This window comes from Kitasatospora sp. NPDC008115 (assembly GCF_042957205.1).
Classification (GTDB): domain Bacteria; phylum Actinomycetota; class Actinomycetes; order Streptomycetales; family Streptomycetaceae; genus Kitasatospora.
In genome coordinates this window covers 1-24050 of the sequence record NZ_JBIBHU010000008.1, presented here as the reverse complement: position 1 = coordinate 24050, position 24050 = coordinate 1, and the positions used below count along the sequence as shown (strand labels likewise).

At 74.1% G+C, this 24050-nt stretch carries 16 protein-coding genes; 9 read left to right on the top strand and 7 right to left on the bottom strand.

Annotation, left to right across the window (positions count from 1 at the left end; translation table 11 throughout):
* The first annotated feature begins 68 nt into the window (after positions 1–68).
* Positions 69–1919, top strand: coding sequence for a hypothetical protein (locus ACFZBX_RS12535; RefSeq protein WP_391533429.1), 1851 nt, complete (start codon positions 69–71; stop codon positions 1917–1919).
* Positions 1920–1941: 22 nt separating this feature from the next.
* Entirely contained in the window at positions 1942–2712 is a 771-nt protein-coding gene (locus tag ACFZBX_RS12530) for a hypothetical protein (protein ID WP_391533427.1), read from the top strand.
* Between the two features lie 105 nt (positions 2713–2817).
* On the opposite strand, the gene ACFZBX_RS12525 is transcribed toward ACFZBX_RS12530, so the two are convergent.
* The 4 genes from ACFZBX_RS12525 to ACFZBX_RS12510 form a co-directional block, all read right to left on the bottom strand.
* Positions 2818–4008, bottom strand: a complete 1191-nt coding sequence (locus tag ACFZBX_RS12525) for an acyl-CoA dehydrogenase family protein (RefSeq protein ID WP_391533425.1) — start codon at positions 4006–4008, stop codon at positions 2818–2820.
* A 138-nt stretch (positions 4009–4146) separates the two neighbouring features.
* Positions 4147–5166, bottom strand: a complete 1020-nt coding sequence (locus ACFZBX_RS12520) for a hydroxymethylglutaryl-CoA lyase (RefSeq protein WP_391533423.1) — start codon at positions 5164–5166, stop codon at positions 4147–4149.
* Positions 5163–7502, bottom strand: coding sequence for an acetyl/propionyl/methylcrotonyl-CoA carboxylase subunit alpha (locus ACFZBX_RS12515; RefSeq protein ID WP_391533421.1), 2340 nt, complete (start codon positions 7500–7502; stop codon positions 5163–5165). The genes ACFZBX_RS12520 and ACFZBX_RS12515 overlap by 4 nt, the downstream gene beginning before the upstream one ends.
* Positions 7503–7616: 114 nt before the next feature.
* Positions 7617–9305, bottom strand: coding sequence for a carboxyl transferase domain-containing protein (locus tag ACFZBX_RS12510; RefSeq protein WP_391533419.1), 1689 nt, complete (start codon positions 9303–9305; stop codon positions 7617–7619).
* A gap of 134 nt (positions 9306–9439) precedes the next feature.
* Between ACFZBX_RS12510 and ACFZBX_RS12505 the strand changes: the two genes are divergently transcribed.
* Together ACFZBX_RS12505 and ACFZBX_RS12500 are read left to right on the top strand one after the other, a co-directional pair.
* Positions 9440–10114: a TetR/AcrR family transcriptional regulator gene (locus ACFZBX_RS12505; RefSeq protein WP_391533417.1), complete on the top strand. Its 675-nt coding sequence runs from the start codon at positions 9440–9442 to the stop codon at positions 10112–10114.
* Positions 10115–10423: 309 nt separating this feature from the next.
* Entirely contained in the window at positions 10424–14527 is a 4104-nt protein-coding gene (locus ACFZBX_RS12500) for an ABC transporter ATP-binding protein (RefSeq protein ID WP_391533415.1), read from the top strand.
* Between the two features lie 58 nt (positions 14528–14585).
* Here the strand turns inward: ACFZBX_RS12500 and ACFZBX_RS12495 are convergent, their stop codons facing one another.
* A complete protein-coding gene (locus ACFZBX_RS12495) occupies positions 14586–15650 on the bottom strand; it encodes an ATP-grasp domain-containing protein (protein ID WP_391533413.1) in 1065 nt (354 codons plus the stop codon).
* 200 nt (positions 15651–15850) lie between these two features.
* Between ACFZBX_RS12495 and ACFZBX_RS12490 the strand changes: the two genes are divergently transcribed.
* The gene (locus ACFZBX_RS12490) at positions 15851–16432 is read left to right on the top strand and encodes an NUDIX hydrolase (protein WP_391533411.1); all 582 of its coding nucleotides are present in this window, start codon (positions 15851–15853) and stop codon (positions 16430–16432) included.
* A gap of 14 nt (positions 16433–16446) precedes the next feature.
* Here ACFZBX_RS12490 and ACFZBX_RS12485 read toward each other — a convergent pair whose 3' ends face one another.
* Both ACFZBX_RS12485 and ACFZBX_RS12480 read right to left on the bottom strand, forming a co-directional pair.
* Positions 16447–17529, bottom strand: a complete 1083-nt coding sequence (locus ACFZBX_RS12485; protein ID WP_391533409.1) for a hypothetical protein — start codon at positions 17527–17529, stop codon at positions 16447–16449.
* A 177-nt stretch (positions 17530–17706) separates the two neighbouring features.
* On the bottom strand, positions 17707–18726 hold the full coding sequence (locus tag ACFZBX_RS12480; protein ID WP_391533720.1) for an ABC transporter substrate-binding protein: 1020 nt from the start codon (positions 18724–18726) through the stop codon (positions 17707–17709).
* 393 nt (positions 18727–19119) lie between these two features.
* Here ACFZBX_RS12480 and ACFZBX_RS12475 point away from each other — a divergent pair, with 393 nt between their 5' ends.
* The 4 genes from ACFZBX_RS12475 (at position 19120) to ACFZBX_RS12460 (ending at position 23850) form a co-directional block, all read left to right on the top strand.
* On the top strand, positions 19120–20751 hold the full coding sequence (locus tag ACFZBX_RS12475) for an APC family permease (protein ID WP_391533407.1): 1632 nt from the start codon (positions 19120–19122) through the stop codon (positions 20749–20751).
* Positions 20752–20968: 217 nt separating this feature from the next.
* Positions 20969–22072, top strand: a complete 1104-nt coding sequence (gene trpS, locus ACFZBX_RS12470; RefSeq protein WP_391533406.1) for a tryptophan--tRNA ligase — start codon at positions 20969–20971, stop codon at positions 22070–22072.
* Between the two features lie 91 nt (positions 22073–22163).
* Positions 22164–23120 (top strand): LD-carboxypeptidase, encoded by a 957-nt coding sequence (locus ACFZBX_RS12465; protein ID WP_391533405.1) that lies wholly within the window; start codon positions 22164–22166, stop codon positions 23118–23120.
* 13 nt (positions 23121–23133) lie between these two features.
* The gene (locus tag ACFZBX_RS12460; RefSeq protein WP_391533403.1) at positions 23134–23850 is read left to right on the top strand and encodes a nucleoside/nucleotide kinase family protein; all 717 of its coding nucleotides are present in this window, start codon (positions 23134–23136) and stop codon (positions 23848–23850) included.
* The last annotated feature ends 200 nt before the right edge of the window (positions 23851–24050 follow it).

Here is a 24050-nt window from a genome sequence, read left to right as displayed (position 1 = left end):
TGTCATCCACGCCGACGGCGCGCGGTGCCGCCCCGCTCCGCCGTGCGGGTGCGGCGAAGAATGGCACGGTGATCGTTGGGCCAGCCTCGCCGCCGAGTCGTTCCCCACACCGTTCCCCGCGTTGTTCCCCGAGCCGTCCGTTCCGCCGTGCCACCGTCTTCCCGGCCCTCCTTCTCACCCTCCTTCCCGCGCTTCTCCTCGCCCCGGCCACGGCCGGGCGCGCCGACGTTCCCCGGTCGCCGACGGTCCACCCGGCGGGCGGCGAGGCCAGGGGAGCGGTCCGGCTGGAAGTCCGCACCAACGGCGCGACCGGTGTCGACGTCCGGGTCCGCGCCGACGAACAGCTGCTCCGCGTCTACCGGTTGACGAACCAGGCCGAGTACCCGCTCACCGTCACGACCGTCACGGACGCCCAGGTCTCCGGGGCGGCGCTGGTCTGTGGAAGCGGGCAGCCCTTCGTACTGCCGCCGCTGGGAGTGGTCGAGTGCCCGGCCACCCTGCCGGCCCGGAGCGGACGGCAGCGGACTGAGGTCCGCGTCGAGGCCACCGCCCCCAAGGGCATGCCGAAGGCCGTGGCGACCGGGGCGGCCGGCTACCAGGGGCTGGCCGCCGGGATCACCCTGACCCGGGTCGGCGTCCCGACGGGCTCGGGCGTGGTGGCCCGTGCCGCCCGGGCCGCGCGCCGAAGCGTGATGGCGGGTCAAGTGACTGCTGGTGGTGCTCCGTTCCTCGGCGGACAGCCGGCATCGTCCGGTCGATGGGCGCTGCCGATGGTGGTCGGCGGCGACGTCCGGCTGCGGTACCGGGTGGAGGCCGTCGGGGATTCGCCGATCAGTGCGGTCAGTGTGGTGGACCACCTCCCCGGGGTGGGCCCGGTCAGCTGTACCGGACAGTCCGCCGGCGGGCTGCTGGAGCTCGGCCGCCCGCTGGACTGCACCGCCTCCGGGGAGGCCGTGCCCGGCCGGCACACCGCCGTGGCGAGGGCCGAGGGCCTGGCGGTCGACGGCGCGGTCGGCCAGGACGGCCGCCCGCTGCCACCCCGGCCGGTCGCTGCCGAGGCCCCCGGCGACTACGAGGGTGAGGGCCCTGCCCCTGCCCCCGCCGCGGCGGCTCCGGCCGGGGCGGCCGGCGGAGCGGTCAACCCCGCCGGTGCGCCACCGGGCGCCGCCCCGGGTGCGGCCGCCGGACCCGGAGCAGCCGGTGCGGCCGGTGCCAATGCGCCACCACCCAACCCTGCGGCCCCCGGTGCCGCCGCAGCCGCGCCCCCCGGTGTGGCCACCGCCGGGCAGGCCGCCCCTGCACCGGGCACGGCTGCCGCTGCGGCAGCAGCAGCCGCCGCCGCAGCCGCAGCCGCTGCGGCAGGGTCCGCGGTGCCCTTCCGTCCGGGCACCACCATCTTCGGGCTGCCCGCGAGCCCGTTCCAGGCGGTGGGAGCCACCGGAGCTGCTGGTGCGGCCGGAGCAGCAGCCGCCGCTGCCGCCGCTTCCGCCGGAGCAGCAGGCGCCGGAGCGGCAGCAGCGGCCGGAGGTGCCGCCGGGGCAGCTGCCGGAGCAGCCGGAGCGGGCGCGGCCGGAGCCGGTGCGGCGGCCCAGGGAGTCGCCGCAGGTGGCGCGTCGGGTGGTGGTGCGGGTGCCACTGCCGGTTCCGGCCCTGGTACCGGCTCGGGCTCCGGCTCCGGCCCCACGGGGCCGGAGCAGCCGGGCCAGTCCGGAAGTCCGAACCCGAACGGGAGCGAGGCCGGGGCCGCTCAGAGCCCGGACGACACACCGTTCGACTGGGACGACGACTGGGGCACCGACGAGGTGCTGATGCTGCTGTTGGCGATCGTGCTTCCCGTTCTTGTCGTATTGGCCGCCGCGATGTCGGTGCGGCAGCGTCGGAGAGAGGGGCCTGGTGGCGGTGGTGGCGGTGGCGAGTGAACGTCGGGGGAGTGGTCGGTAGATGTGGGTCAATGTCGTGGCGGCGCTGGCCGGCGCAGCGCTCGCCCTGTCCATCGGTGCACTGGTCGGCCGGTCCCGCGGTTCCCGCGAGGGTGCGACCAACCCGTCCGCGATCGGCTTCGCGGGCGCGGCGGTGCTCGGTTTCTTCGCCCTCTTCACCGGCTTCGCCATCGCCGGTTCGTGGCAGCAGCTGAACACCGCCCGCCAGCACACCTACGAGGAGTCCCGGGCTCTCACCGAGGTGTACTGGTCGGCGCGGCTGCTGCCCGTCCCGGACCGCCCGGTGGTGCAGCAGCACGTACGCGACTACACCCACCAGGTGATCACGGACGAGTGGGAGCAGATGGGGCGTGGGCACGGCAGCGCCGAGGCCTGGGCGGCGGCCGACCGGATCCGGACTTCCGTGGACGCGGTGCGGAGCCAGAACGCGTCCGAACTCGCCGCCAAGGCCGATGTGTTGAGGAGTCTGACGGACGTCTACGCGCGGCGGAACGCCCGGCTGGCCGACATTCGCGCGCAGGTGCCGACGCTGGTCCTGGGAGGTCTGGTGGTGGGGGCGGTGTTCGTACTGGCGACGCCGCCGGTGGTCGGGCTGACCGCTACGGGCCGCAACCTGGTGCTGATGGGGTTCGTGGGTGCCTCGGTGGCGTTCGCGGTCAGTCTGGTGTTCCAGCTCAGCGGCCCGTTCGACGGCGCCGTCAGGGTGGAGCCGACGGCGTTCGAACTCGCGCTGACCCGCTACGACCAGATCGACTCGGGCGGCCTCGGGTGACTCCTCTCTCCTCGTGATCGCCCCGCCCTGTCCGCCGGTCAGGGCGGACCGGAGGACAGGGCGGGTTGGGTGGGTTGGGTCGGGCAGGCGGGGCCTGCGGCAGCCTCAGGAGGTGACGCCGAGCTCTCGCGCGATGAGCATCCGCTGGACCTCCGAGGTGCCCTCACCGATTTCCAGGATCTTGCAGTCCCGCCAGAAGCGGGCGACCGGGAATTCGTTCATGAAGCCGTACCCGCCGTGGATCTGGGTCGCCTCGCGGGCGTTGTCGACGGCGGCCTCCGACGAGTACAGCTTGGCGATCGCGGCCTCCTTCTTGAACGGTTCCGAGTGCAGCAGCCGGGACGCGGCGTCCCGCCAGGCGAGGCGGGCGGTGTGGGCGCGCATCTCCATGTCGGCGAGCTTGAACTGGATGGCCTGGTTGGCGCCGATCGGCCGACCGAAGGCGCGGCGCGTAGCGGCGTACGAGACGGACTGGTCGACGCAGCCCTGGGCCAGGCCGGTGGCCAGGGCGGCGATCGCGATGCGGCCCTCGTCGAGGATCCGCAGGAACTGGGCGTAGCCGCGGCCTCGCTCGCCCAGCAGGTTGGCCGCGGGGACGCGGCAGTCGGTAAAGGACAGTTCGCGGGTGTCGGATGCGTTCCATCCGACCTTCGAGTACTTCTTCGACACCTGGAACCCGGGGGTCCCGGTGGGCACGATGATGGAGGAGATTTCCCGCCGTGGCGAGGAGAATTCGCCCTCTTCACTCGAACGAGCGATCGGTTCCGTGAGTGCGGTGACGGTGACCAGACCCGTGATGTCGGTGCCGGAGTTGGTGATGAAGCACTTGGTGCCGTTGATCACCCACTCGTCGGTGGCCTCGTCGTACCGCGCGGTGGTGCGGGTCGCCCCGGCGTCCGAGCCGCCCTCGGGCTCGGTCAGGCCGAATGCGCCGAGCAGTTCGCCCGAGGTCAGCCGGGGCAGCCACTCGCGCTTCTGCTCCTCGGTGCCGAAGCGGTAGACGGGCATCGCGCCGAGCGAGACCGCCGCCTCCAGGGTGATCGCGACCGAGGAGTCGACCCGGGCCAGCTCCTCCAGCGCCAGGCCGAGCGCGAAGTAGTCGCCGCCCATGCCGCCGTACTCCTCCGGGAACGGCAGACCGAACAGGCCCATCCGCCCCATCTCCCGCACGATCTCGTAGGGGAACTCGCCCTGCTCGTAGTACTCGCCGATCTTCGGCGCGACCACGTCCTGGGCGAATTCGGCCACGGTGCGCCGCAGTTCCTCGTGCTCGGGGTTCAGCCGGTGGTCGAGCATGGTGATCCTCCTGGGGCCCCGCCGGTGGGCGCGGGCGTGGTTCGGGACGACCGCCGCCGTGCTGGTGTGACGGGCGGGCGGCGTGGTGGGCGGGCGGACGCGCGGGAGCCGGTCGGCGCGCGCGACGGTCGGAGCGGGTCAGTCCGGCGAGCCGGCGGGGGCGCCGCCGAGCAGGGCCTGGACCGTGCGGGAGGGGCTCGGGCGGCCGAGCCGTCGTGCCATCCAACCGCTGGTGGCGACCAGGGCGCGCAGGTCGACGCCGGTCCGGATGCCGAGTCCGTGCAGCATCCACACCAGGTCCTCGGTGGCCAGGTTGCCGGTGGCGCTCTTGGCGTAGGGGCAGCCGCCCAGCCCGCCGGCCGAGGCGTCCACGGTGGTGACACCGGAGCGCAGCGCCGCCAGGGTGTTGCTGAGCGCCTGGCCGTAGGTGTCATGGAAGTGCACGGCGAGCCGGCCGGCCGGCACCCCCGCCGCGGCGAACCCGTCGAGCAGGGCGGTCACCTGGCCGGGGGTGGCCACACCGATGGTGTCGCCGAGGCTCAGCTCGGCGCAGCCCATCTCCAGCAGCTCCACCCCGAAGCGGACCACCTGGGCGACCGGGACCGGGCCCTCCCAGGGGTCGCCGAAGCACATCGACAGGTAGCCGCGGACCGGGATCCCGGCCGCCGCGGCCCGCGCCACCACGGGGCGGAACATCGCCATCGCCTCGTCCGCCGAGCGGTTGAGGTTGCGGCGGGCGAAGGTCTCGGTGGCGCTGGCGAACACCGCGACGTCGCCGGCGTGGTGGGCCAGTGCGCGGTCCAGGCCGCGCTCGTTGGGCACCAGTACCGGCAGCCGCAGGCCCGGGTGGCGGCCCGGCAGGCCGGCGAGCCGGGGCATCAGTTCCTCGGCGTCGGCGAGCTGCGGTACCCATTTCGGGTGAACGAAGCTGGTGGCCTCGACGGTGCGCAGGCCGGCCGCCGCGAGCCGGGCGATGAACTCGGCCTTGACCTCGACGGGGACGAGCGCGCCCTCGTTCTGCAGGCCGTCGCGCGGGCCGACCTCGTGGATCCGCACCTCCTCGGGCAGGCCGGGGGAGCGGACCGGGTCCGGCAGGCCCAGGTCGAGGGCGTCCGGTTCGCGGGCCGGGCCGGCGCCCCCCGGCTCGGGGGCGGTCACGACCGCACCGCCGCGGGCGCCTGGGCCAGGGTGGCCGCGGGGGCCTCGTCGGCCTCGTCGGGCGTCACCACGACCAGCAGTTCCTCCATCGCCACGGTGGCGCCGGCGACGGCCCGCAGCTCGCTCACCGTGCCGTCGTGCGGGGCGGCGATCACGTGTTCCATCTTCATGGCCTCCAGGACGAGCAGGGGCTGGCCCTTGCGGACCGCCTCCCCGGCCGTGGTCTTCACGACCGTGACGGTTCCCGGCATCGGCGCGGTCAGGGCGCCGTGGTGGGCGGCGCCGGCGGCGGCGCTCTCGCCGACCGCGTCGTGGGTGTGCACCGGCCAGGCGTCGCCCTCGACGCCGAGCCAGGTCACCGGGCCGGCGGCGGGTGCGGCGGGGCCGTCGGCGGCGAGGGCGAAGCTCGTGCGCAGGCCGTCGACGGTCAGGTGGAGCCGGTCGCCGGAGCGGCCGGCCCGGGCCCGGTGGACCGGTCCGTCGGCGAGCCGGATCTCGACCTCGAGGGCGGGGCCGGCAGGATTGTCAGTGGCGTCCGTTACGTTGCCCGCAGTGATCGAACGGATGCGCACCGACACCGGATCCTGGCCGGGGGTACGGAGTCGGTGGGTGGTCCAGGCCGGGTCGCCGCCCAGGCGCCAGCCGGAGGGAAGGGAGAACGGGTCGGTCCAGCCGTCGGGGTCGGCGGCCGGGGTGAGGTCCAGGTGCCGCGCGAGCGCGGCCGCGTAGTAGAGGAGGTGGACGGGAGCCGGCGGCTCCGGCGGCAGGGAGTCGGAGGTCGTGGCGGCCGGCGTGGTTCCGGCGGCCGGGGAGTACGGCGAGGCGAGCAGCCCGGGCTGCTGCTGCGCCGTCTGCTCGACCAGGCCGGTGTCGAGCCGGCCGGCGGCGACCTCGGGGTGGGCGAGGAGTCGCCGCAGGAAGCCGGTGTTGGTGGTGACGCCGAGGATCCGGGTGTCGGCCAGCGCGGCGCGCAGGCGCCGCAGCGCGGTCGGCCGGTCGGGTCCGTAGGCGATGACCTTGGCGAGCATGGGGTCGTAGGAGCTGGTGATCACGGTGCCGGGGGCGACCCCGGAGTCCACCCGGATGCCTTCGCCCCGCGGCTCGTCGAGGAGCAGGATGCGTCCGCCGGTGGGCAGGAAGTCGCGTTCCGGGTCCTCGGCGCAGATACGGGCCTCGATGGCGTGGCCCTGGAAGGAGATGTCGGACTGGGCGAAGGAGAGGGGCTCGCCGGCGGCGATCCGCAGCTGCCACTCGACCAGGTCCAGCCGCCGGGGCCGGCCGGCGGCCGGGCCGGGCTCGGCGGACGCGGCGGTGGCCGGGGCACCGGTGGCCGAACCTGACGTGGACGAACCCTGTGGGCGGGGTGCGGCCACGGCGACGGCGAGTTCGGTGACGGGGTGTTCCACCTGGAGACGGGTGTTCATCTCCATGAAGAAGAAGTCCCGCACACCCTCGTCGGTGTCGGGGGAGGCCGGGCCGATGCCGGGGACGATGAACTCCACGGTGCCGGCGCCGGTGTAGCCGCAGGACTCGGCGGCGCGGACGGCCGCGGCGCCCATCGCCGCACGGGTCGCGGCGTTGAGCAGAACGGAGGGAGCCTCTTCGATCAGCTTCTGGTGGCGACGCTGCAGGCTGCACTCGCGCTCGCCGAGGTGGACGGTGGTGCCGTGGGCGTCGGCCAGCACCTGGACCTCGATGTGGCGCGGCCGGTCGATCCAGCGCTCCAGCAGCAGGGTGTCGTCGCCGAAGGCGGTGCGGGCGACGCGCCGGGCCGCGGCGATCTCGGTCGGCAGGTCGGCCGGGTCGCGGACCAGGCGCATGCCCTTGCCGCCGCCGCCGGCGGACGGCTTGAGCAGCACGGGGTAGCCGATCACCTCGGCGGCCGCGACGAGTTCCGCGTCGGTGGGGGCGGTGGCCTGGCTGCCCGGAACCACCGGAACGCCGGCGGCCCGTACGGCCTCCTTGGCGTTGATCTTGTCACCCATCAGTTCGACCGCGGCGGGAGGAGGTCCGATGAAGACGAGGCCGGCGTCGGCGCAGGCGCGGGCGAAGGAGGCGTTCTCGGCGAGGAAGCCGTAGCCGGGGTGGACGGCCTGGGCGCCGGTGCGGCGGGCAGCGGCGAGGAGCTGGTCGGTCCGCAGGTAGGTCTCGGCGGCGGAGCTGTCGCTGCGGTCGGCCGGGCCGAGCCGGACCGCGACGTCGGCCTCGCGGACGTGCGGCGCGTCGGCGTCGGCGTCGCTGAACACGGCGACCGAGCGCACGCCGAGCCGCCGCAGGGTGCGGATCACCCGGACGGCGATCTCGCCGCGGTTGGCGACCAGAACTGTGTCGAACATGGGAGGCGTTCCTCCGGGTCGAGGGGAGCCGTACGAAGGAGGTGGTGACACCGGGTGGGTGCCGGGCACCGGGGAGGCGGCGGAGCGGGTGGGCCGCCGCCCGCGGGAGGGGCGCTACATGCGGAAGACGCCGAACGGTCCGGGCGCCGGGAGCGGGGCGTTGGCGCAGGCGGTGAGCGCCAGGCCGAGCACGGTCCGGGTGTCCATCGGGTCGATCACACCGTCGTCCCAGAGCCGGGCGGTGGCGTAGTAGGCGTTGCCCTGGCGTTCGTACTGCTCGCGCACGGGGCGCTTGAACTCCTCCTCCGCCTCGGCGGGCCACTGCTCGCCGTGCGCCTCCAACTGGTCGCGGCGGACGGTGGCCAGCACCGACGCGGCCTGCTCGCCGCCCATCACGGAGATCTTGGCGTTCGGCCACATCCACAGGAAGCGGGGTGAGTAGGCCCGGCCGCACATCGAGTAGTTGCCGGCTCCGTACGAGCCGCCGATCACCATCGTCAGCTTCGGGACGCGGGTGCAGGCGACGGCGTTGACCATCTTGGCGCCGTGCTTGGCGATGCCGCCCGCCTCGTACTGGCGGCCGACCATGAACCCGGTGATGTTCTGCAGGAAGAGGAGGGGGATGCCCCGCTGGTCGCACAACTCGATGAAGTGGGCGCCCTTGAGGGCGGACTCGGCGAACAGCACGCCGTTGTTGGCGACGATGCCGACGGGGTGGCCGTGGATCCGGGCGAACCCGGTCACCAGGGTCGCGCCGTACTCGGCCTTGAATTCGGCGAACCGGCTGCCGTCGACCAGCCGGGCGATCACCTCGCGCACGTCGTAGGGCGTGCGCGGGTCGACCGGCACGGCCCCGTACAGGCCGGCCGGGTCGACGGCCGGTGCCTCGGCCGGGGTGAGCGGCCACGGACGGGCCGGGCGCGGGCCGAGTCCGGCGACGATGGTGCGGACGATGGACAGGGCGTGGGCGTCGTCCTCGGCCAGGTGGTCCGTGACGCCGGAGGTCCGTGAGTGCAGGTCGCCGCCGCCGAGTTCCTCGGCCGTCACGACCTCGCCGGTCGCCGCCTTCACCAGCGGAGGCCCGCCGAGGAAGATGGTGCCCTGGTTGCGGACGATGACGGCCTGGTCGCTCATCGCCGGGACGTACGCGCCGCCGGCCGTGCAGGAGCCGAGCACGGCGGCGATCTGCGGGATGCCCGCGGCTGAGAGGCGGGCCTGGTTGTAGAAGATCCGGCCGAAGTGGTCGCGGTCCGGGAAGACCTCGTCCTGCATCGGGAGGAAGGCGCCACCGGAGTCGACCAGGTAGACGCAGGGCAGCCGGTTCTCCAGCGCGACCTCCTGGGCGCGCAGGTGCTTCCTGACCGTCATCGGGTAGTAGGTGCCGCCCTTGACGGTGGCGTCATTGGCGACCACGACCACCTCTCGCCCGGCGACCCGGCCGATGCCGGCGATCACCCCGGCGGCCGGGGCGGCGCCGTCGTACATCCCGTCGGCCGCCAGCGGGGCCAGTTCGAGGAAGGGGGAGGCCGGATCGAGCAGGGTGTCCACCCGGTCGCGGGGGAGCAGCTTGCCGCGCGCGGTGTGGCGGGCGCGGGCCTTGGCGCCGCCACCGAGTGCGGCCGTGCCGAGCTTCTCGCGCAGCTCGCCGACCAGGGCCCGGTGGGCGGCGGTGTTCGCCCGGTACGCCTCGGAACCGGGGTCGACGGCGGTGCCGAGCCGGGGTGCCGGCGCGGCGGCGCCCGGGGTGCCGGTCGCCGCGCTGCCGTTGATGCCGGTGGGTGCGCCGGCGGTGGAGATGACCATCCCAAGAGCTCCCTTGCCCTCGGCGGCAGGTGGGCCGACGGGGCTGGTGAGCCCGCGACCCCCACACGTTAATGAACGTTAACTTCCGTTGCCCAGGTTAACGACCGATAACCCCACTGTCTACGATGGACCGCATGCCGAACGTCCCACCCGCCTCCGGGCTCCCGCGCCGCGACCAGATCCGCAAGGAGGCCGCCCGGTTGTTCGCGGCCCGGGGCTTCCTGGGTGTCGGAGTGGACGAGATCGGCAAGGCCGTCGGGATCAGCGGCCCCGGCCTCTACCGGCACTTCGCCGGCAAGGACGCGATGCTCGCCGACCTCCTCGTCGGCATCAGCGAGCGCCTGTTGGAGGAGGGGCGCCGCCGCGCGGGCGGCAGCGAGGGCCCGGCCGCCGCGCTGGACGCGCTGATCGGCGGCCACGTCGACTTCGCGCTGGACGACCGCGACCTGATCACCCTGCACGACCGGGAGCTGCTCAACCTCCGCGAGGAGGACCGCCGGACCGTCCGCCGCCTCCAGCGCGCCTACGTGGAACTCTGGGTCGACGTGGTCCGCCAGGCCTACCCGTCGCTCGCGGCCCCGTCCGCCGAGCCGGTTGCCCGGGCGTCCGTGCACGCCGTCTTCGGTCTGATCAACTCCACCCCGCACAGCCACGGGCCGAACCCCGCCCAGGGCGACGAGCGGGCCGGGCTCGCCCGTGACGCGATGGCCGCACTGCTGCACGACCTGGCCCACGGGGCCTTCTCGGCGGCGGCCGACACCATCGCCGCCCGGGCCGCCCGGGCCGCCCGCGCCGACGCGCGGACCTGAGTCCGGATCCCGTCCGGGCCGGTTGCGCCGTCCGGGTGCCGGCGGGAGCGACCCGAACCGCGCGGACCCCGGGTCGGTGCACGCTCGGGCGGATGGCCTAGGACCAAGGGTGGTCCGCCCCCTGCGCCGGTGGGCGGTGGGCGGCTCCGGGCCCCGTCGGCGACCCTGGTAGCGGGCGCGCCGGTCCGGTCCGCCGGGAATCAGTGCTGGTTGTGGGCTGTTGCCCCCACCGTCGGGCCGGGATCCCCGGCTCGCCCTGGCCTGAAACTCCATGGCGGCCACCCGACGGAATGGTTAGCATCCCTAAATATGCCTGAGACTCACGGATCTACGGTGGAGCTTTCCCCGAGCGGCACCCGAACCGGCACCCCGGCCGGGCCCGGGGACGGGCACGCCCGACCGGCCCCGGACCCCACGACCGACACCGGCACCACCAGCACCACCGGCAAAGGCCGCGGCCACCACGGAGAAGGCGCCGGCGACGACGGCGCGGGCTGGCTCCGGCGGCTGCTCGGCTACTGCTGGCGCTCCCGGCGCAGCGTGCTGCTGGCCTTCGGCGCCTCGCTCCTCGGCATGGCCGTCACCGCCCTGGTGCCCCTGGTCACCAAGGTGATCATCGACGACGTCATCACCGCCCACACCCGCCCGCTCGCCCCGTGGGCGGTGGCCCTGCTGCTGGCCGCCGCCGTGGTGTTCGGCTGCACCCAGGTCCGCCGCTACTACGGCGGGCAGTTGGCCGTCGACGTCCAGCACGACCTGCGCGCCGACCTCTTCCGCTCGCTCGGCAGACTCGACGGCCACCGCCAGGACCGCCTGGACACCGGCCAGGTCGTCGGCCGCGCGACCTCCGACCTCCAACTGGTCAACGGGCTGCTCTCGATGCTCCCGATGATGACCGGCTACCTGATCATGTTCGCCATGTCGCTCGGCGTGATGATCTGGCTCTCGCCGCCGCTCACCCTGGTCGCCCTGGTCATGGCCCCGGCGCTGTGGTGGGTCTCGACGCTCAGCCGCAAGCGGCTCTTCCCCTCCACCTGGGCCGCCCAGCAGGAGGCCGCCGCCGTCGCCGGCGTGGTCGACGAGTCGATCGGCGGCGTCCGGGTGGTCAAGGGCTTCGGCCAGGAGGCGCAGGAGCTGGACAAGCTGGAGGCGGCCTCGCGCCACCTCTTCGCGGCCCGGCTCCGCTCGATCCGGCTCAACAGCCGCTACAACCCCGCCATGCAGGCGATCCCCGCGCTCGCCCAGGTGGCGGTGCTGGCCTTCGGCGGCTGGCTGGCGGTCGACGGCCGGGTCTCGCTCGGCACCTTCGTCGCCTTCTCCACCTACGTCGCCCAGATGACCGGCCCGGTCCGGATGCTGACCATGGTCATCACGGTCGGCCAGCAGGCCCGGGCCGGTGTCGAGCGCGTGCTCCAGCTGATCGACGAGCGCCCGCTGGTCCAGGAGCGCCCGGACGCCGTCACCCTCGACCTCACCCTCGACCTCGCCCTGGACCCGGCCGCCGCGCCCTCGCCCGCCTCCACCGCCGCCCCCGACACCGCGCCCGCCGCCGGCGCCCAGGCCGGCGCCCCCGGCCCCCGCGTGGTCGGCCCGCTCACCACCGAGGTGGCACTGGAGTTCGACCAGGTCGGCTTCCGCTACGACCCCGAGCACCCGGCGCCCGTCCTGCACGGCCTCAGCCTGCGCCTCGCGCCCGGCGAGACCCTGGCCCTGGTCGGCGCCTCCGGCTCGGGCAAGTCCACCGTCGCCCAGTTGGTGCCGCGCTTCTACGACCCGGCCGCCGGCGCCGTCCGCCTCTACGGCCACGACCTGCGCGACCTCACCCTGGACTCGGTCCGGGCGGCCATCGGCACCGTGCCCGAGGAGAGCTTCCTCTTCTCCGAGACCGTCCGCACCAACATCGCCTACGGGCGCCCCGACGCCACCGACGAGCAGATCGTCGCCGCCGCCCGCGCCGCCCAGGCCGACGAGTTCGTCCGGGCCCTGCCCGACGGCTACGAGACCAAGGTCGGCGAGCAGGGCCTGACCCTCTCCGGCGGCCAGCGCCAGCGCATAGCCCTGGCCCGGGCGATCCTCACCGACCCCCGCATCCTGCTCCTCGACGACGCCACCTCGGCGGTCGACCCGCAGATCGAGGCGGAGATCCACGACGCGCTGCGCTCGGTCATGGCCGGCCGCACCACGCTGCTGATCGCCCACCGCCGCTCCACCCTCCAACTGGCCGACCGGATCGCCGTCCTGGACCGGGGCCGGCTGCTGGACCTCGGCACGCACGAGGAACTCGAAGCCCGATGTCCCCAGTACCGGGCCCTGATCACCGACCCCGAGGCCGGCCGCGCTCCCGCCGCGCCGAAGCCGGCGGACCCGGCAAGCGCACCGGACCCGACGGACGCACCGGACCCGACGGACGCGCAGGATCCGGCGAGCGCACCGGACCCGGCGAAGGCACAGGACCCGGCCGCTCGGGCGGAGGAGCCCGCCGCGCCGCCCGCGCGCCCCGCGATGCCCACCCCGGCCCTGGCCAAGGCGGCCCGCACCGCTGCCCCCGACCTGCTCGCCAAGGTCACCGCCCTCCCGCCGGCCACCGACACCCCGGCGATCCCCCGCACCGAGGCCGAGCGCGGAGACGCCGACTTCAGCCTCCGCCGCCTGCTGCGCCCCTTCCGCGCACCGCTCGCCCTCGCGCTGCTGCTGGTCGCCCTGGACGCGGGCGCCGCCCTGGTCCTGCCGATCCTGATCCGGCACGGCATCGACGACGGCGTCAGCAAGGGCGTGATGACCGGCATCACCGTCGCCTCGCTCGCCGCGCTGGCGGTCGTCCTGCTGGACTGGGCGGTGCAGAGCGCCGAGAACCGGGTCAGCGGCCGCACCGGCGAACGGGTGCTCTACACGCTCCGGCTCAAGATCTTCGCCCACCTCAACCGGCTCGGCCTCGACTACTACGAGCGCGAGCTGTCCGGCCGGATCATGACCCGGATGACCACCGACCTGGACTCGCTCACCTCCTTCCTGCAGACCGGCGTGGTCACCGCCGTGGTCAGCCTGCTGACCTTCCTCGGCATCCTCGCGGCCCTGCTGGTGATCGACGCCGGACTCGCCCTGGCGGTCTTCGCGGTGCTGCCGCTGCTGGTGGTGGCGACCCTGGTCTTCCGCCGGAAGTCCAAGGTCCAGTACGAGATCTCCCGGGACCTCATCAGCACGGTCAACGCCGACCTCCAGGAGAACGTGGCCGGCATGCGGATCGTCCAGGCGTTCCGCCGGCTGGACACCAACACGGACCGCTTCGTCGCCCGGGGCATGGCCTACCGGGACGCCCGCGTCCGGGCCCAGCTCTACATCTCGCTCTACTTCCCGTTCGTGCAGTTCCTCTCCAGCGTCGCCGCCGCGCTGGTGCTGATCGTCGGCGCGTCGCGGGTGGACGCCGGGACGCTCACCGTCGGCGCGCTGGTGGCGTACCTGCTCTACATCGACCTGTTCTTCGCCCCTGTCAACCAGCTCTCCCAGGTGTTCGACGGCTACCAGCAGGCGGCGGTGGGCCTCGGCCGGATCCGCGAACTGCTGCGCACCCCCACCAGCACCGCCCAGGCCGCCGACCCGGTGCCGGTCCCGGCCGGACTGCGCGGCGAGATCGAGTTCGACCGCGTCGGCTTCGCCTACAACGGCGGCGCGGACGGCGCCCCGGACGTGCTCACCGACGTCAGCCTGCGGATCCCCGCCGGGCAGACGGTGGCGCTGGTCGGCGAGACGGGGGCCGGCAAGTCGACGCTGGTCAAGCTGGTCGCCCGGTTCTACGACGCGACGGCCGGCACCGTGCGGGTCGACGGCGTGGACCTGACCCGCTACGACCTCGCCGAGTACCGGCACCGGCTCGGCGTGGTGCCGCAGGAGGCCTACCTGTTCGCCGGGACGGTCCGCGAGGCGATCGCCTACGGCCGGCCCGGCGCCTCGGCGGCCGAGGTGGAGGCGGCGGCCCGGGCGGTCGGCGCGCACGACATGATCGTCCGGCTGTCGGGCGGCTACGACCACGAGGTCGCGGGCCGGGGACGCAACCTCTCGGCGGGCCAGCGCCAGCTGATCGCACTGGCCCGGGCGGAACTGGTCGACCCGGACATCCTGCTGCTGGACGAGGCCACCGCGGCCCTCGACCTGGCCACCGAGGCGGCGGTCAACCACGCCGCGGACCGGCTCAGCGGCGGTCGCACCACGCTGGTCATCGCGCACCGGCTGACCACGGCGGAGCGCGCCGACCGGGTCGTGGTCCTGGACCACGGCCGGGTGGTCGAGGACGGCACGCACACCGAACTGCTCGCCCGGGGCGGGGCCTACACCCGGCTCTGGCAGGCGTTCGTGGCGGAGGGCCACGGCGGGAGCGGTGCCGCTCCCGTACCGGCCGCGGACATGGTCGTCGGATAGCCCGACCACCGGGCGGCGGGTGTTCGAACAGGCCCGCCGCCCCGTCAGGCCCGCCCGGTCACGCCGCGAGCAGCGCGATCAGCAACGCCGAGGGATCGATGCCCCGGGGCAGCTCGCTCACCTGCCCGTCCCCGACCTCGACCACCCGCCATCCGGAACCGTCGGCCCGTTCGGCGAGGTCGGTGGTGACGAACCGGCAGCCCAGCGCCCGCACCAACGGCCGGACCAGGGACAGGTCGGGAGCGGCCGGGCAGCCGGGCAGGTCCGGATGCGGCCCGACCAGCACCGGCTCGCCGTCCAGCCACCACACCCGGGCCTCCACCGCCCGCCGCCGCCCGTCCGGGATGCCGTCGGACCCAGCAGACCCGCTGGACCCCTCGGACCCATCGGACCCCTCGGAGCCATGGGTGTCATGGGAGTCATCGGAATCACCGGGGCCGTCGGAACCGTCGCCGGACGGGCCGCCACGGGTGTCCCACCCCACCCGGGTGAACTCCTCGAACCGCCGCAGCACCACACCGCCCGCCAGGTGCTCTGCCTGCAATTCCACGAACCGCGCGACCACCCGCTCCACCGCCGGCAGGTCCGCCAGTTCCGGGATGTAACAGGCCTCGTCCCACTCGTGCTTGCGGGACTTCACGTAGTCCTTGACGATCGCCGGCCCCCGCCCGCCGAGCCGGGCGACGGCCGACGCCAGCCGTTCCGCACCGGGCGGCTCCACACCACCGGCCCCGGCCCCGCCCCCGGTCCCGGCGCCCGCCAGCGGCAGCCAGACGCTCGGCGGCGTGGCGCCCTCGAACACCTCGTACCAGCCCGGCAGTTCGTGCGCCGAGGCGTACCCGGGCGGAGTCGTCAGCAGCAGCCCGCCGCGCTCCGACAGGGCGGCGGCGAACTCCGCGTAGCGGTGCGAGGGGAGCATCCACCCCCGGTACCAGAACGCCCCGCGCCCCGCCGGCACGCCGCGGACGGCCGCATGGGCGTCCCCGGCGAGCAGCGCGTCATGGTCGACCAGATGGTGCTCGCCGCCCAGATCGCGCAACAGCCTGGCCTCCCAGGCGAACTGCGGGTCGATCCGGCGGGGGTCCAGCGGATGGGCGGGGAGGAGAAAGGCGGGTGCGGGCATGGGCGTCAGGGTAAGGCCACCCACCGATCGGCGGGCCGTCAAAACCCCGACGTCACAGGCCTCGACCCGCCCGGACGCGCCCGCCCGGGCACCCGTCCGGCAGCCCGCCGCGAAGCCCCGCCGACCGCGCCCGACCGCGTCCGACCGCGTCCGGTGGAATCCGCTCGACGCCCGGAGCGGCCCGCTGCGAGAGTGACCCGATGCGAAACCTGTGGCGCAACGCGCGAAGGATCCCGCGGCAGGCGGCCCGCACGGTCGTCCTGGACGAACGGGGCTCCGTCTTCCTCCTGCGCTCGGACAACAGCGAGGTCGGAGTGCACTGGACCATGCCGGGCGGTGGCATCGAGGCCGGCGAGTCACCGTGGACGGGGGCGCGTCGCGAACTCTGGGAGGAGACCGGCTGGTCCGACCTCGAACCCGGCCCGCTGCTCTGCACCTGGGAGCACGACTTCACCTGGCACGGCACGCCCGTCCGCCAGCACGAGCACATCTACCTCACCAGCGGCCCGCACCGCGGCCCGGTCGGCGACGTCAGCGCGATGCACGCCGCAGACAAGATCCTCGACTGGCGCTGGTGGACACCGGAGGACCTCGCCGACGAGAACGCGGACGCCCTCTGGCCGCCCCGGCTGCCCGACCTGCTGGCAGCCGTACGGGAGGGCTGGCTCACCGAACGCCTCGTACCCGAGCCCGTCGACCTCGGCTACATCCCGAACGCCCGGCCCGCCCCCGAACGGCCCGCCCCCGAACAGCCTGCTTCCGAACAGCCCACCCGTTCCTGAGCAGCCGGACCCCCTCAGGCAGGCCGGCGTCCGCCGCGCCGGCCGGCGCGACCGGGCGGGCCGGCCTGCCAGTCGCGCGGCTCCAGTTCCCGGTCGTGCAGCGCACCGGGGTTGATCACGACGGAGAGCTGCGCCCCGGCCAGTCGCTCGTAGGCGAGCCCGGTGGCACTCAACAGGTGCTCGGTCGGCACCGACACGGCGATCGCGGGCCGCCAGGCGGGCAGCACCACCAGACAGGTGCCCCGCCCGAGCCGGACGAGTTCGGCGGCGGTCCGGACGGCCGGCCGCTCCTCGGGACGCCCGGACGTCCCGGCGGGCCCGGGGCGTGCGGCCGTCTCCGGCAGGTTCGAGGCGCCCCCGATCAGGACGCCCAGCGGCGCCTCGCCACCGGCCGCCGACCGCGCACCGATGCCGGTACCCGTACCGGTCGGACCGTCGTCGCCGGTACGCGGCGCGGGGACGGTCGGCAGGTCCGCCGCCGGCACCGGGCCGGTGCGCGCGGCGTCGGAGCGGACGGTGCCGCCCGCCTGCGGGTGCATCCGGCGCAGTCGGCGCGAGGGCGCCGGGCGCCGGGTGACGACGGTGCGCAGCTCCTCCCGGGCCGCCCGCAGCACGGGAACGGTCCGGTCCTGGGCGACCGGCGGCTGCTGGAGCCGGACGAAGCCCTCGCCGCCGGCGGCACCGCCGTCCGGGCCGTCACTCGAACCGCCGCTGAAACGATCACTCGGACGGTCACTCGGACGGCCACTCGAACCGTCACCCGGACGGCCGTCCGGCCCGCCGGACCGGCCGGGGCCGCTACCGGCGTCGTCGCCGCGCGGCCGAGGCACGGACCCGCCCGGCAGGACGCAGGCCGCGCCGCCGGCCCGGCCGTCCGCCCCCGCCGCCGCGATCGAGCAGCGGGTCGCACCGCCCGCCGGAGCGGCGGTCACGTCACCGTCCGCAGCGGCGCTCGCCGCGGACGCCACGCTCGCCGCGGACGCCACGCCCGCCGCCCCCTCGGGGCGCGAGGGCGCCGACGGGGCGAGCGGCACGAGTGGCACGAGCGGCGTGGCCGACGGGGGCCGGTCGGCGGTGGTCTGGTCGAGCGTGGTCATTGGCACGGGCCCTTCGGGGTTCGGTGCCGTCGATCCTCCCGCACCGGACGGCCTGCTCCAAGCGCGTTTCCGCCTCGTGCGCCCGGCGCCGCCGTTCCGTCCCATCCGTCCCATCCGTCCCGCCCGCCCCACGTCCTGACGCCCCCTCGGCCCGGGCCGCCCCCCCCGGGCCGCCGGTCAGGCGCCGGCCGCGACGAAGCCCTTGAGGTCGGCCAGGACGACGTTGGCCGCGGCCACGCCGAGACCGAGGAACCAGGTCTCGTCCGGCACCGGACGGGCCTGACCGGACTTGACCGCGCCGAGCGTCTTCCACAGCGCCCCGCCGAGCACCGCGTCCTGGTTGGTGGAGCTGGGCGTGCCGTAGACGCCGTAGAAGACCCAGTCGGCGTCCGCCTTGTCGATCTGCTCCGGGCTGATCTCCACCGCGAGCTCCTTGACCTGCATGATCTTGGGCTGCGGCAGCTGCGCGTCGATGAGGATGGTGCCGATGAAGGACAGCTCCGCGTAGAGCCGGGTCTTGCCGGGCATGAAGCGCAGCGGCGTGATGGTCGGCTTCTTGTCGCCGAGCCCGGCGCCGATCGCCGCGGCGGCCGCCTGGTAGGCGTCCAGCTGGGACTTGGCCTCCGCCTCCAGACCGAACGGGGTCGCGTTGAGCAGGAAGTTCTGCTTCCACGGGTAGCCGGGGCGCAGCGAGAAGACGGTCGGCGCGATCTTGGACAGCTGCTCGTACTGGTCCTGGGCGCGCAGCTGGCTGCCGAGGATCAGGTCGGGCTTGAGCGCGGCGATGGCCTCCAGGTTGAGGCTGTTGATGGTGCCGACGTTGGCGGGGCTGCCGGCCTTGTCCTTGAGGTAGGACGGCATCGACTTGGAGCCCTCGGTGTGGACGACGCCGACCGGCTGGATGCCGAGCGAGACGACGTTGTCGAGCTCGCCGGTGTCGAGGACCACGACCCGGACCGGCTTGGCGGGGATGACGGTCTCGCCCATCGCGTGCTTGATGGTCCGGGGGTAGACGCCGGGGGCGGCGTCGGTGCCGAAGCCCTTCATCTTCTCGATCACGGTGGCGTAGTCGTCGCCGCCCTGCTTGACCGACTTCTGGTCCGGCGTGGAGCCGCCGGACGGCTTGGCCGTCGCGCCGCCGGAAGCGCCGGAGCCGCCGGAACCGGACCCGTCCGAGCTGCCGCAGGCGGTGAGCATGCCGCCGAGGCCGAGCACGGCTCCGCCGGTGAGGGCCGCGGTGAGCAGCGTGCGGCGGGTGGGACGGGGGGCGGTCGGGCGGCCGGAGGTGGGGGACACGCGGCACTCCTTCACGGACAAGTCGGGGTTAGGTGAGGCAAACCTATCCGACGGATCCGGCGCGTTTCCCGCCGCACCGCCCGACCAGGGCGGATTCGGGTCCGGAAACATCACAAACCGTGACATACCCGGCAAATCAATTCGGTAACGACCCTTAGAAATAAAGGTACACGCCTTAACAACCCATGCATCACCGGGCGACGGTTGGCCACTCTCAGGCAAATCGAAGGGAGTGGCTCAGATCACCCGAGGTTGGGCTACTCAACCTTCGGTACCCGCACCTAGGGTGCGCTGGTGTTTGATCAGCAGCTCTCAGAGCACGGAAGCAGCGGCCGGGCAACGGCGCCCGCCGCTCCGCAGGGTGCCCCGGTCAGTGGCGCCACTGGTGGAGCCCCCGGCACCGGTCCGGGTGCGGCGGGGGCGACGGGGGCAGCGGGGGACAAGGGTCTACGGGGCAACTCCGTCGGCCTGCTGAGCAGCGTGGTCCTGGGCGTCTCCACGGTCGCCCCGGTCTACTGCCTGACCGCGACGCTGGGTCCGACCGTCACGGCCGTCGGCGTCCAGATGCCCGCGGTCTTCCTGGCCGGCTTCCTGCCGATGCTGCTCGTCGCCTTCGCGTACAAGGAACTGAACAAGGACTTCCCGGACTGCGGCACGTCCTTCACCTGGACGGTCAAGGCCTTCGGCCCCCGGGTCGGCTGGATGGCAGGCTGGGGCCTGACGGTCGCCACGATCATCGTGCTGTCCAACCTCGCCGGGGTGGCCACCGACTTCCTGTACCTGATGCTCGGCGAGATGACCGGCAGCGGCGCCGTCGCCGACCTCAGCGACAACAAGGCCGCCCACCTGGCCACCGTCGTCGTGCTGATCGCCGCCGCCACCGCGATGAGCTATCGCGGAATGACCGCCACCAAGTGGTTCCAGTACAGCCTGGTCGGCCTGCAGCTCGCCGTCCTGCTGCTGTTCTCCGGCATCGCCATCGCCAAGGCCGCCGCCGGCGACCTGCCCGACTCGATCGGCTTCTCCGCCTCCTGGCTCAACCCGCTCGAAGTGAGCTCGTTCAGCGCGTTCACCGCCGGCCTGTCCCTGTCGATCTTCATGTACTGGGGCTGGGACACCTGCCTCACCATGAACGAGGAGACCAGCGGCAGCGCCAAGACCCCGGGCCGCGCCGCGATGATCTCGATGGTCACCCTGGTCGGCTCCTACCTGCTGGTCGCCATCGCCGCCCAGATGTTCGCCGGAGTCGGCACCACCGGCACCGGCCTCGGCAACCCCGACACCGCCGACAACGTCTTCGCCGCCCTGGCCCGCCCGGTGCTCGGCTCGCCGTGGAGCATCCTGCTCTTCGTGGCCGTCGTCGCCAGCGCCGCCGCCAGCCTGCAGACCACCTTCATCCCGGTCGCCCGCACCCTGCTCGCGATGAGCGCCTACCGGGCCGTGCCGCCGCGCTTCGGCACCGTCCACCCGCGCCACCGCACCCCGGGCTTCGCCACCGTCGCCGCGGGCATCGCCACCGCCGCCTTCTACGTCGGCATGAGCGTGATCAGCGAGAACGTCGTCCAGGACACCATCCTGGCCCTCGGCCTGATGATCTGCTTCTACTACGCGCTGACCGCCTTCGCCTGCGTCTGGTACTTCCGCCGCTCGCTCCGCGACAGCCTGCGCGACCTCCTCGTCAAGGGCGTCGCCCCGCTGCTCGGCGGCGTCCTGCTCAGCGGTGTCTTCCTGCAGACCCTCACCGACGCCTGGGACCCGGGCTACGGCAGCGGCGCCGTGTTCGGCATCGGCTCTGTGTTCGTCATCGGCGTCGGCATCCTGCTGCTCGGCGCGGTCCTGATGCTCGTGTACGGCATCTACCGGCCCGCGTTCTTCCGCGGCGAGACGCTCCGCAAGGACACGCCCGCCCTCGTCGTCGAGGACTGACGGCGACCGGGGAACCCAACGGCGGGCCCGGGCGGGCACCCGCTATCCTCGAACCCATGAAGCGCTTCGCAGGTCTCGACTGGTGGCCGTCCTAGGACGGCCACCAGCCACGCCTGACCAGGGCCGTCCGGGATGGACGGCCCTGCTGCGTTTCTCCGACGGGACGGGCCCCGAGCCCCGGACGGCCGCCACCACCGCCGTACCGAGGAGAAGCCCCGTGACCACGACCACCACCACCGCTGTCGCCGACCCCGTCGACCCGGCCGACCCCGCCGACCCCGCAGACCTCGCCGGCTTCGACGCCCTCGACGAGAGCGTCCGCGCCGACCCGGCCGCCCACCGCGTCCTCACCGGCGACCGCCCCACCGGCCCGCTCCACCTCGGCCACTACTTCGGCAGCCTGCGCAACCGCGTCCGCCTCCAGCGCCTGGGCGTCGAGATGTTCCTGGTCATCCCCGACTACCAGGTCATCACCGACCGGGACGTCGCCGACCGCCTCGCCGAGCACACCGAGAACCTCGTCCTCGACTACCTCGCCACCGGCATCGACCCCGACCGCGCCACGATCTTCACCCACAGCGCCGTCCCCGCCCTCAACCAGCTGCTGCTGCCCTTCCTCAGCCTGGTCAGCGTCGCCGAACTCCACCGCAACCCCACCGTCAAGGACGAGATCGCCCACTCCAGCCAGGCCGCCGTCAACGGCCTGATGCTCACCTACCCCGTCCACCAGGCCGCCGACATCCTCTTCTGCAAGGCCGACCTGGTCCCCGTCGGCAAGGACCAGCTGCCCCACCTGGAAGTCACCCGCACGGTCGCCCGCCGGTTCAACGAGCGCTACCCGCACCCCGACGGCACCACCGTCTTCCCCCGCCCCCGGGCCCTGCTGGACGCCGCCCCGCTGCTGCTCGGCACCGACGGCGGCAAGATGAGCAAGAGCCGCGGCAACTCCATCCCGCTCGGCGCCGACGAGGACACCACCGCGCGGCTCCTCAAGGGCGCGAAGACCGACACCGACCGCCGCATCACCTACGACCCCGCGGCCCGCCCCGAGGTCTCCAACCTCGTCCTGCTCGCCGCCCTCTGCCAGGACCGCGTACCCGAGGAGGTCGCCGAGGAGATCGGCGACGGCGGCGCCGCCGCGCTCAAGCGCACCGTCACCGAGGCCGTCAACGAGCACTTCCGCCCGATCCGCGCCCGCCGCGCCGAACTCGCCGCCGACCGCGGCCACCTCCGCGACGTCCTGCGCGCCGGGAACGAACGCGCCAACGCGATCGCCGACGCCACCCTCACCGAAGTGCGCGAGGTCATGGGATCGCTGTGAACGCGTCAGGGGCATAACCTCTCGGGGCCGGTCGCACGCCGGCCCCGAGACCACCCCGCCGCCGCGACCACGCCCCGGAAGGAACCCGGCCATGGACCACCACCCGACCACCCCCGGCCGAGGACTGACCCGCCCGCCGCACCTGCGCCCCGGCGACCACGTCGCGGTGGTCGCCACCAGCGGCCCCATCGACCCCCAGCGCCTCGCGGCCGGCACCGCCCTCCTGCGCTCCTGGGACCTGCGCGTCACCGTCGCCCCGCACGTCCTCGACACCCACCCCGTCCTCGGCCACCTCGCCGGCACCGACGCCGACCGCGCCGCCGACCTCCGGACCGCCTGGCTCGACCCCACCGTCAACGCCGTCATGTGCGCCCGCGGCGGCTACGGCGTGCACCGCATGGTCGACCTCCTCGACTGGGACGCCCTGCGCGCCGTCCCGCCCAAGGTCCTGATCGGCTTCAGCGACGTCTCCTCCCTGCACGAGGCCTTCGCCCAGCGCCTCGGCCTCGCCACCCTCTACGGACCCATGAGCGCCACGGCCGCCTTCATCGAGGACGGCCCCACCGCCGAACACCTGCGCCGCACCCTCTTCGACCCCGCCGCCACCACGGTCCTCACCTCGGCCACCGCCACCGCCCTCGTCCCCGGCCGGGCCCGCGGCACCACCGCGGGCGGCTGCGCCCACGTCCTCGCCGCCGAACGCGGCACCCCCGCCGCCCGCCCCTCCTACGCCGGCAGCATCCTGCTCCTGGAGGACGTCAACGAGCACCCCTACCAGCTCGACCGCCTCCTCACCCAGCTGCTGCGCTCCGGCGCCTTCGACGGCGTCACCGGCATCGCCCTCGGCTCCTGGGAGGGCTGCGGCCCGCTCGACCGGGTCCGCGACGTGATGCTCGACCGCCTCGGACCCCTCGGCGTACCGGTCGTCTGGGAACTGGGCTTCGGCCACTGCCCCTCCACCCTGACCGTCCCGCTCGGCGTCCCCGCCCTGCTCGACGCCGACGCAGGCACCCTCACCCTGGACCTTCCCGCCCTCGCCGAACGCTGAATAGGGTGCGCCCATGAACGCGGACCGCTCCACGGCGCCATCCACCGTGGCCGACCTCGACGCGGACAGCCTCACCGCCCTCGCCCTCGGCCTGCTGCGCGGCCCCGGCAGCGACGCCCGCACCATCCTCGGACTCGCCGGCCCGCCCGGCGCCGGCAAGTCCACCCTGGCCCGGTACCTCGTCGCCGAGGCCGAACGCAGAGAGGGCCCGGGCAGCGCCGCCTACCTCCCACTGGACGGCTTCCACCTCTCCGCCGCCCAGCTCGACCGCCTCGGCCTCGGCCACCGCAAGGGCGCGCCCGCCACCTTCGACGCCCACGGCTACATCGCCCTGCTGCGCCGGGTCGCCGGCGAGCGCTTCCAGGACATCTACGTCCCCGACTTCGACCGCGACCTCGACGAACCGGTGGCCGCCCGGCACGTGGTCCACCCGCACACCCGTCTCGTCATCACCGAGGGCAACTACCTCGCCGCCGCCGACCACCCATGGCCGGAGGCCCGGCGCCTGTGCCGCGAGCTCTGGTACATCGAGACCGACGACGCCGTCCGCGAGGCCCGCCTGCTCGGCCGCCACCGCGCCGGCGGCCGCGACGAGGCCGCCGCCCGCGACCGGGTCACCGGCAACGACCACCCCAACGGCGAGTACGTGAAGGCCGGCCGCGCGGTCTGCACCCGCATCGTCCGAGTGAGCCGTTTGCCTTCGCCCCCGAATGGGCGTAGTGTTCTCTAGTCGCTCGGCAGGGAGCACCGGACACGCGTCTGCGCGGACGGTCCCGGAGCGGCCAATCCTCTGAAACACCACCTCTTCCCGGTTACGGGCCGAGGCGCGTCGTCGTCTTTTCGATGCGTTCCGGCTCAGGGTTTATTCGGTGTGCCTGTTTTCAGGGATTGCGGCCGGATTCGCTTTTCGGAGCGGGGATCGGCTAGAGT

Bases quoted from the DNA above. Each gene is read 5' to 3' on its own strand.
- ACFZBX_RS12525 (WP_391533425.1), bottom strand. From the start codon at position 4,008: ATGCTCGACCACCGGCTGAACCCCGAGCACGAGGAACTGCGGCGCACC.
- ACFZBX_RS12485 (WP_391533409.1), bottom strand. From the start codon at position 17,529: ATGACCACGCTCGACCAGACCACCGCCGACCGGCCCCCGTCGGCCACG.
- ACFZBX_RS12530 (WP_391533427.1), top strand. From the start codon at position 1,942: ATGTGGGTCAATGTCGTGGCGGCGCTGGCCGGCGCAGCGCTCGCCCTG.
- ACFZBX_RS12515 (WP_391533421.1), bottom strand. From the start codon at position 7,502: ATGTTCGACACAGTTCTGGTCGCCAACCGCGGCGAGATCGCCGTCCGG.
- ACFZBX_RS12505 (WP_391533417.1), top strand. From the start codon at position 9,440: ATGCCGAACGTCCCACCCGCCTCCGGGCTCCCGCGCCGCGACCAGATC.
- ACFZBX_RS12480 (WP_391533720.1), bottom strand. From the start codon at position 18,726: ATGCTCACCGCCTGCGGCAGCTCGGACGGGTCCGGTTCCGGCGGCTCC.
- ACFZBX_RS12465 (WP_391533405.1), top strand. From the start codon at position 22,164: ATGGACCACCACCCGACCACCCCCGGCCGAGGACTGACCCGCCCGCCG.
- ACFZBX_RS12500 (WP_391533415.1), top strand. From the start codon at position 10,424: ATGCCTGAGACTCACGGATCTACGGTGGAGCTTTCCCCGAGCGGCACC.
- ACFZBX_RS12490 (WP_391533411.1), top strand. From the start codon at position 15,851: ATGCGAAACCTGTGGCGCAACGCGCGAAGGATCCCGCGGCAGGCGGCC.
- ACFZBX_RS12510 (WP_391533419.1), bottom strand. From the start codon at position 9,305: ATGGTCATCTCCACCGCCGGCGCACCCACCGGCATCAACGGCAGCGCG.
- ACFZBX_RS12460 (WP_391533403.1), top strand. From the start codon at position 23,134: ATGAACGCGGACCGCTCCACGGCGCCATCCACCGTGGCCGACCTCGAC.
- ACFZBX_RS12495 (WP_391533413.1), bottom strand. From the start codon at position 15,650: ATGCCCGCACCCGCCTTTCTCCTCCCCGCCCATCCGCTGGACCCCCGC.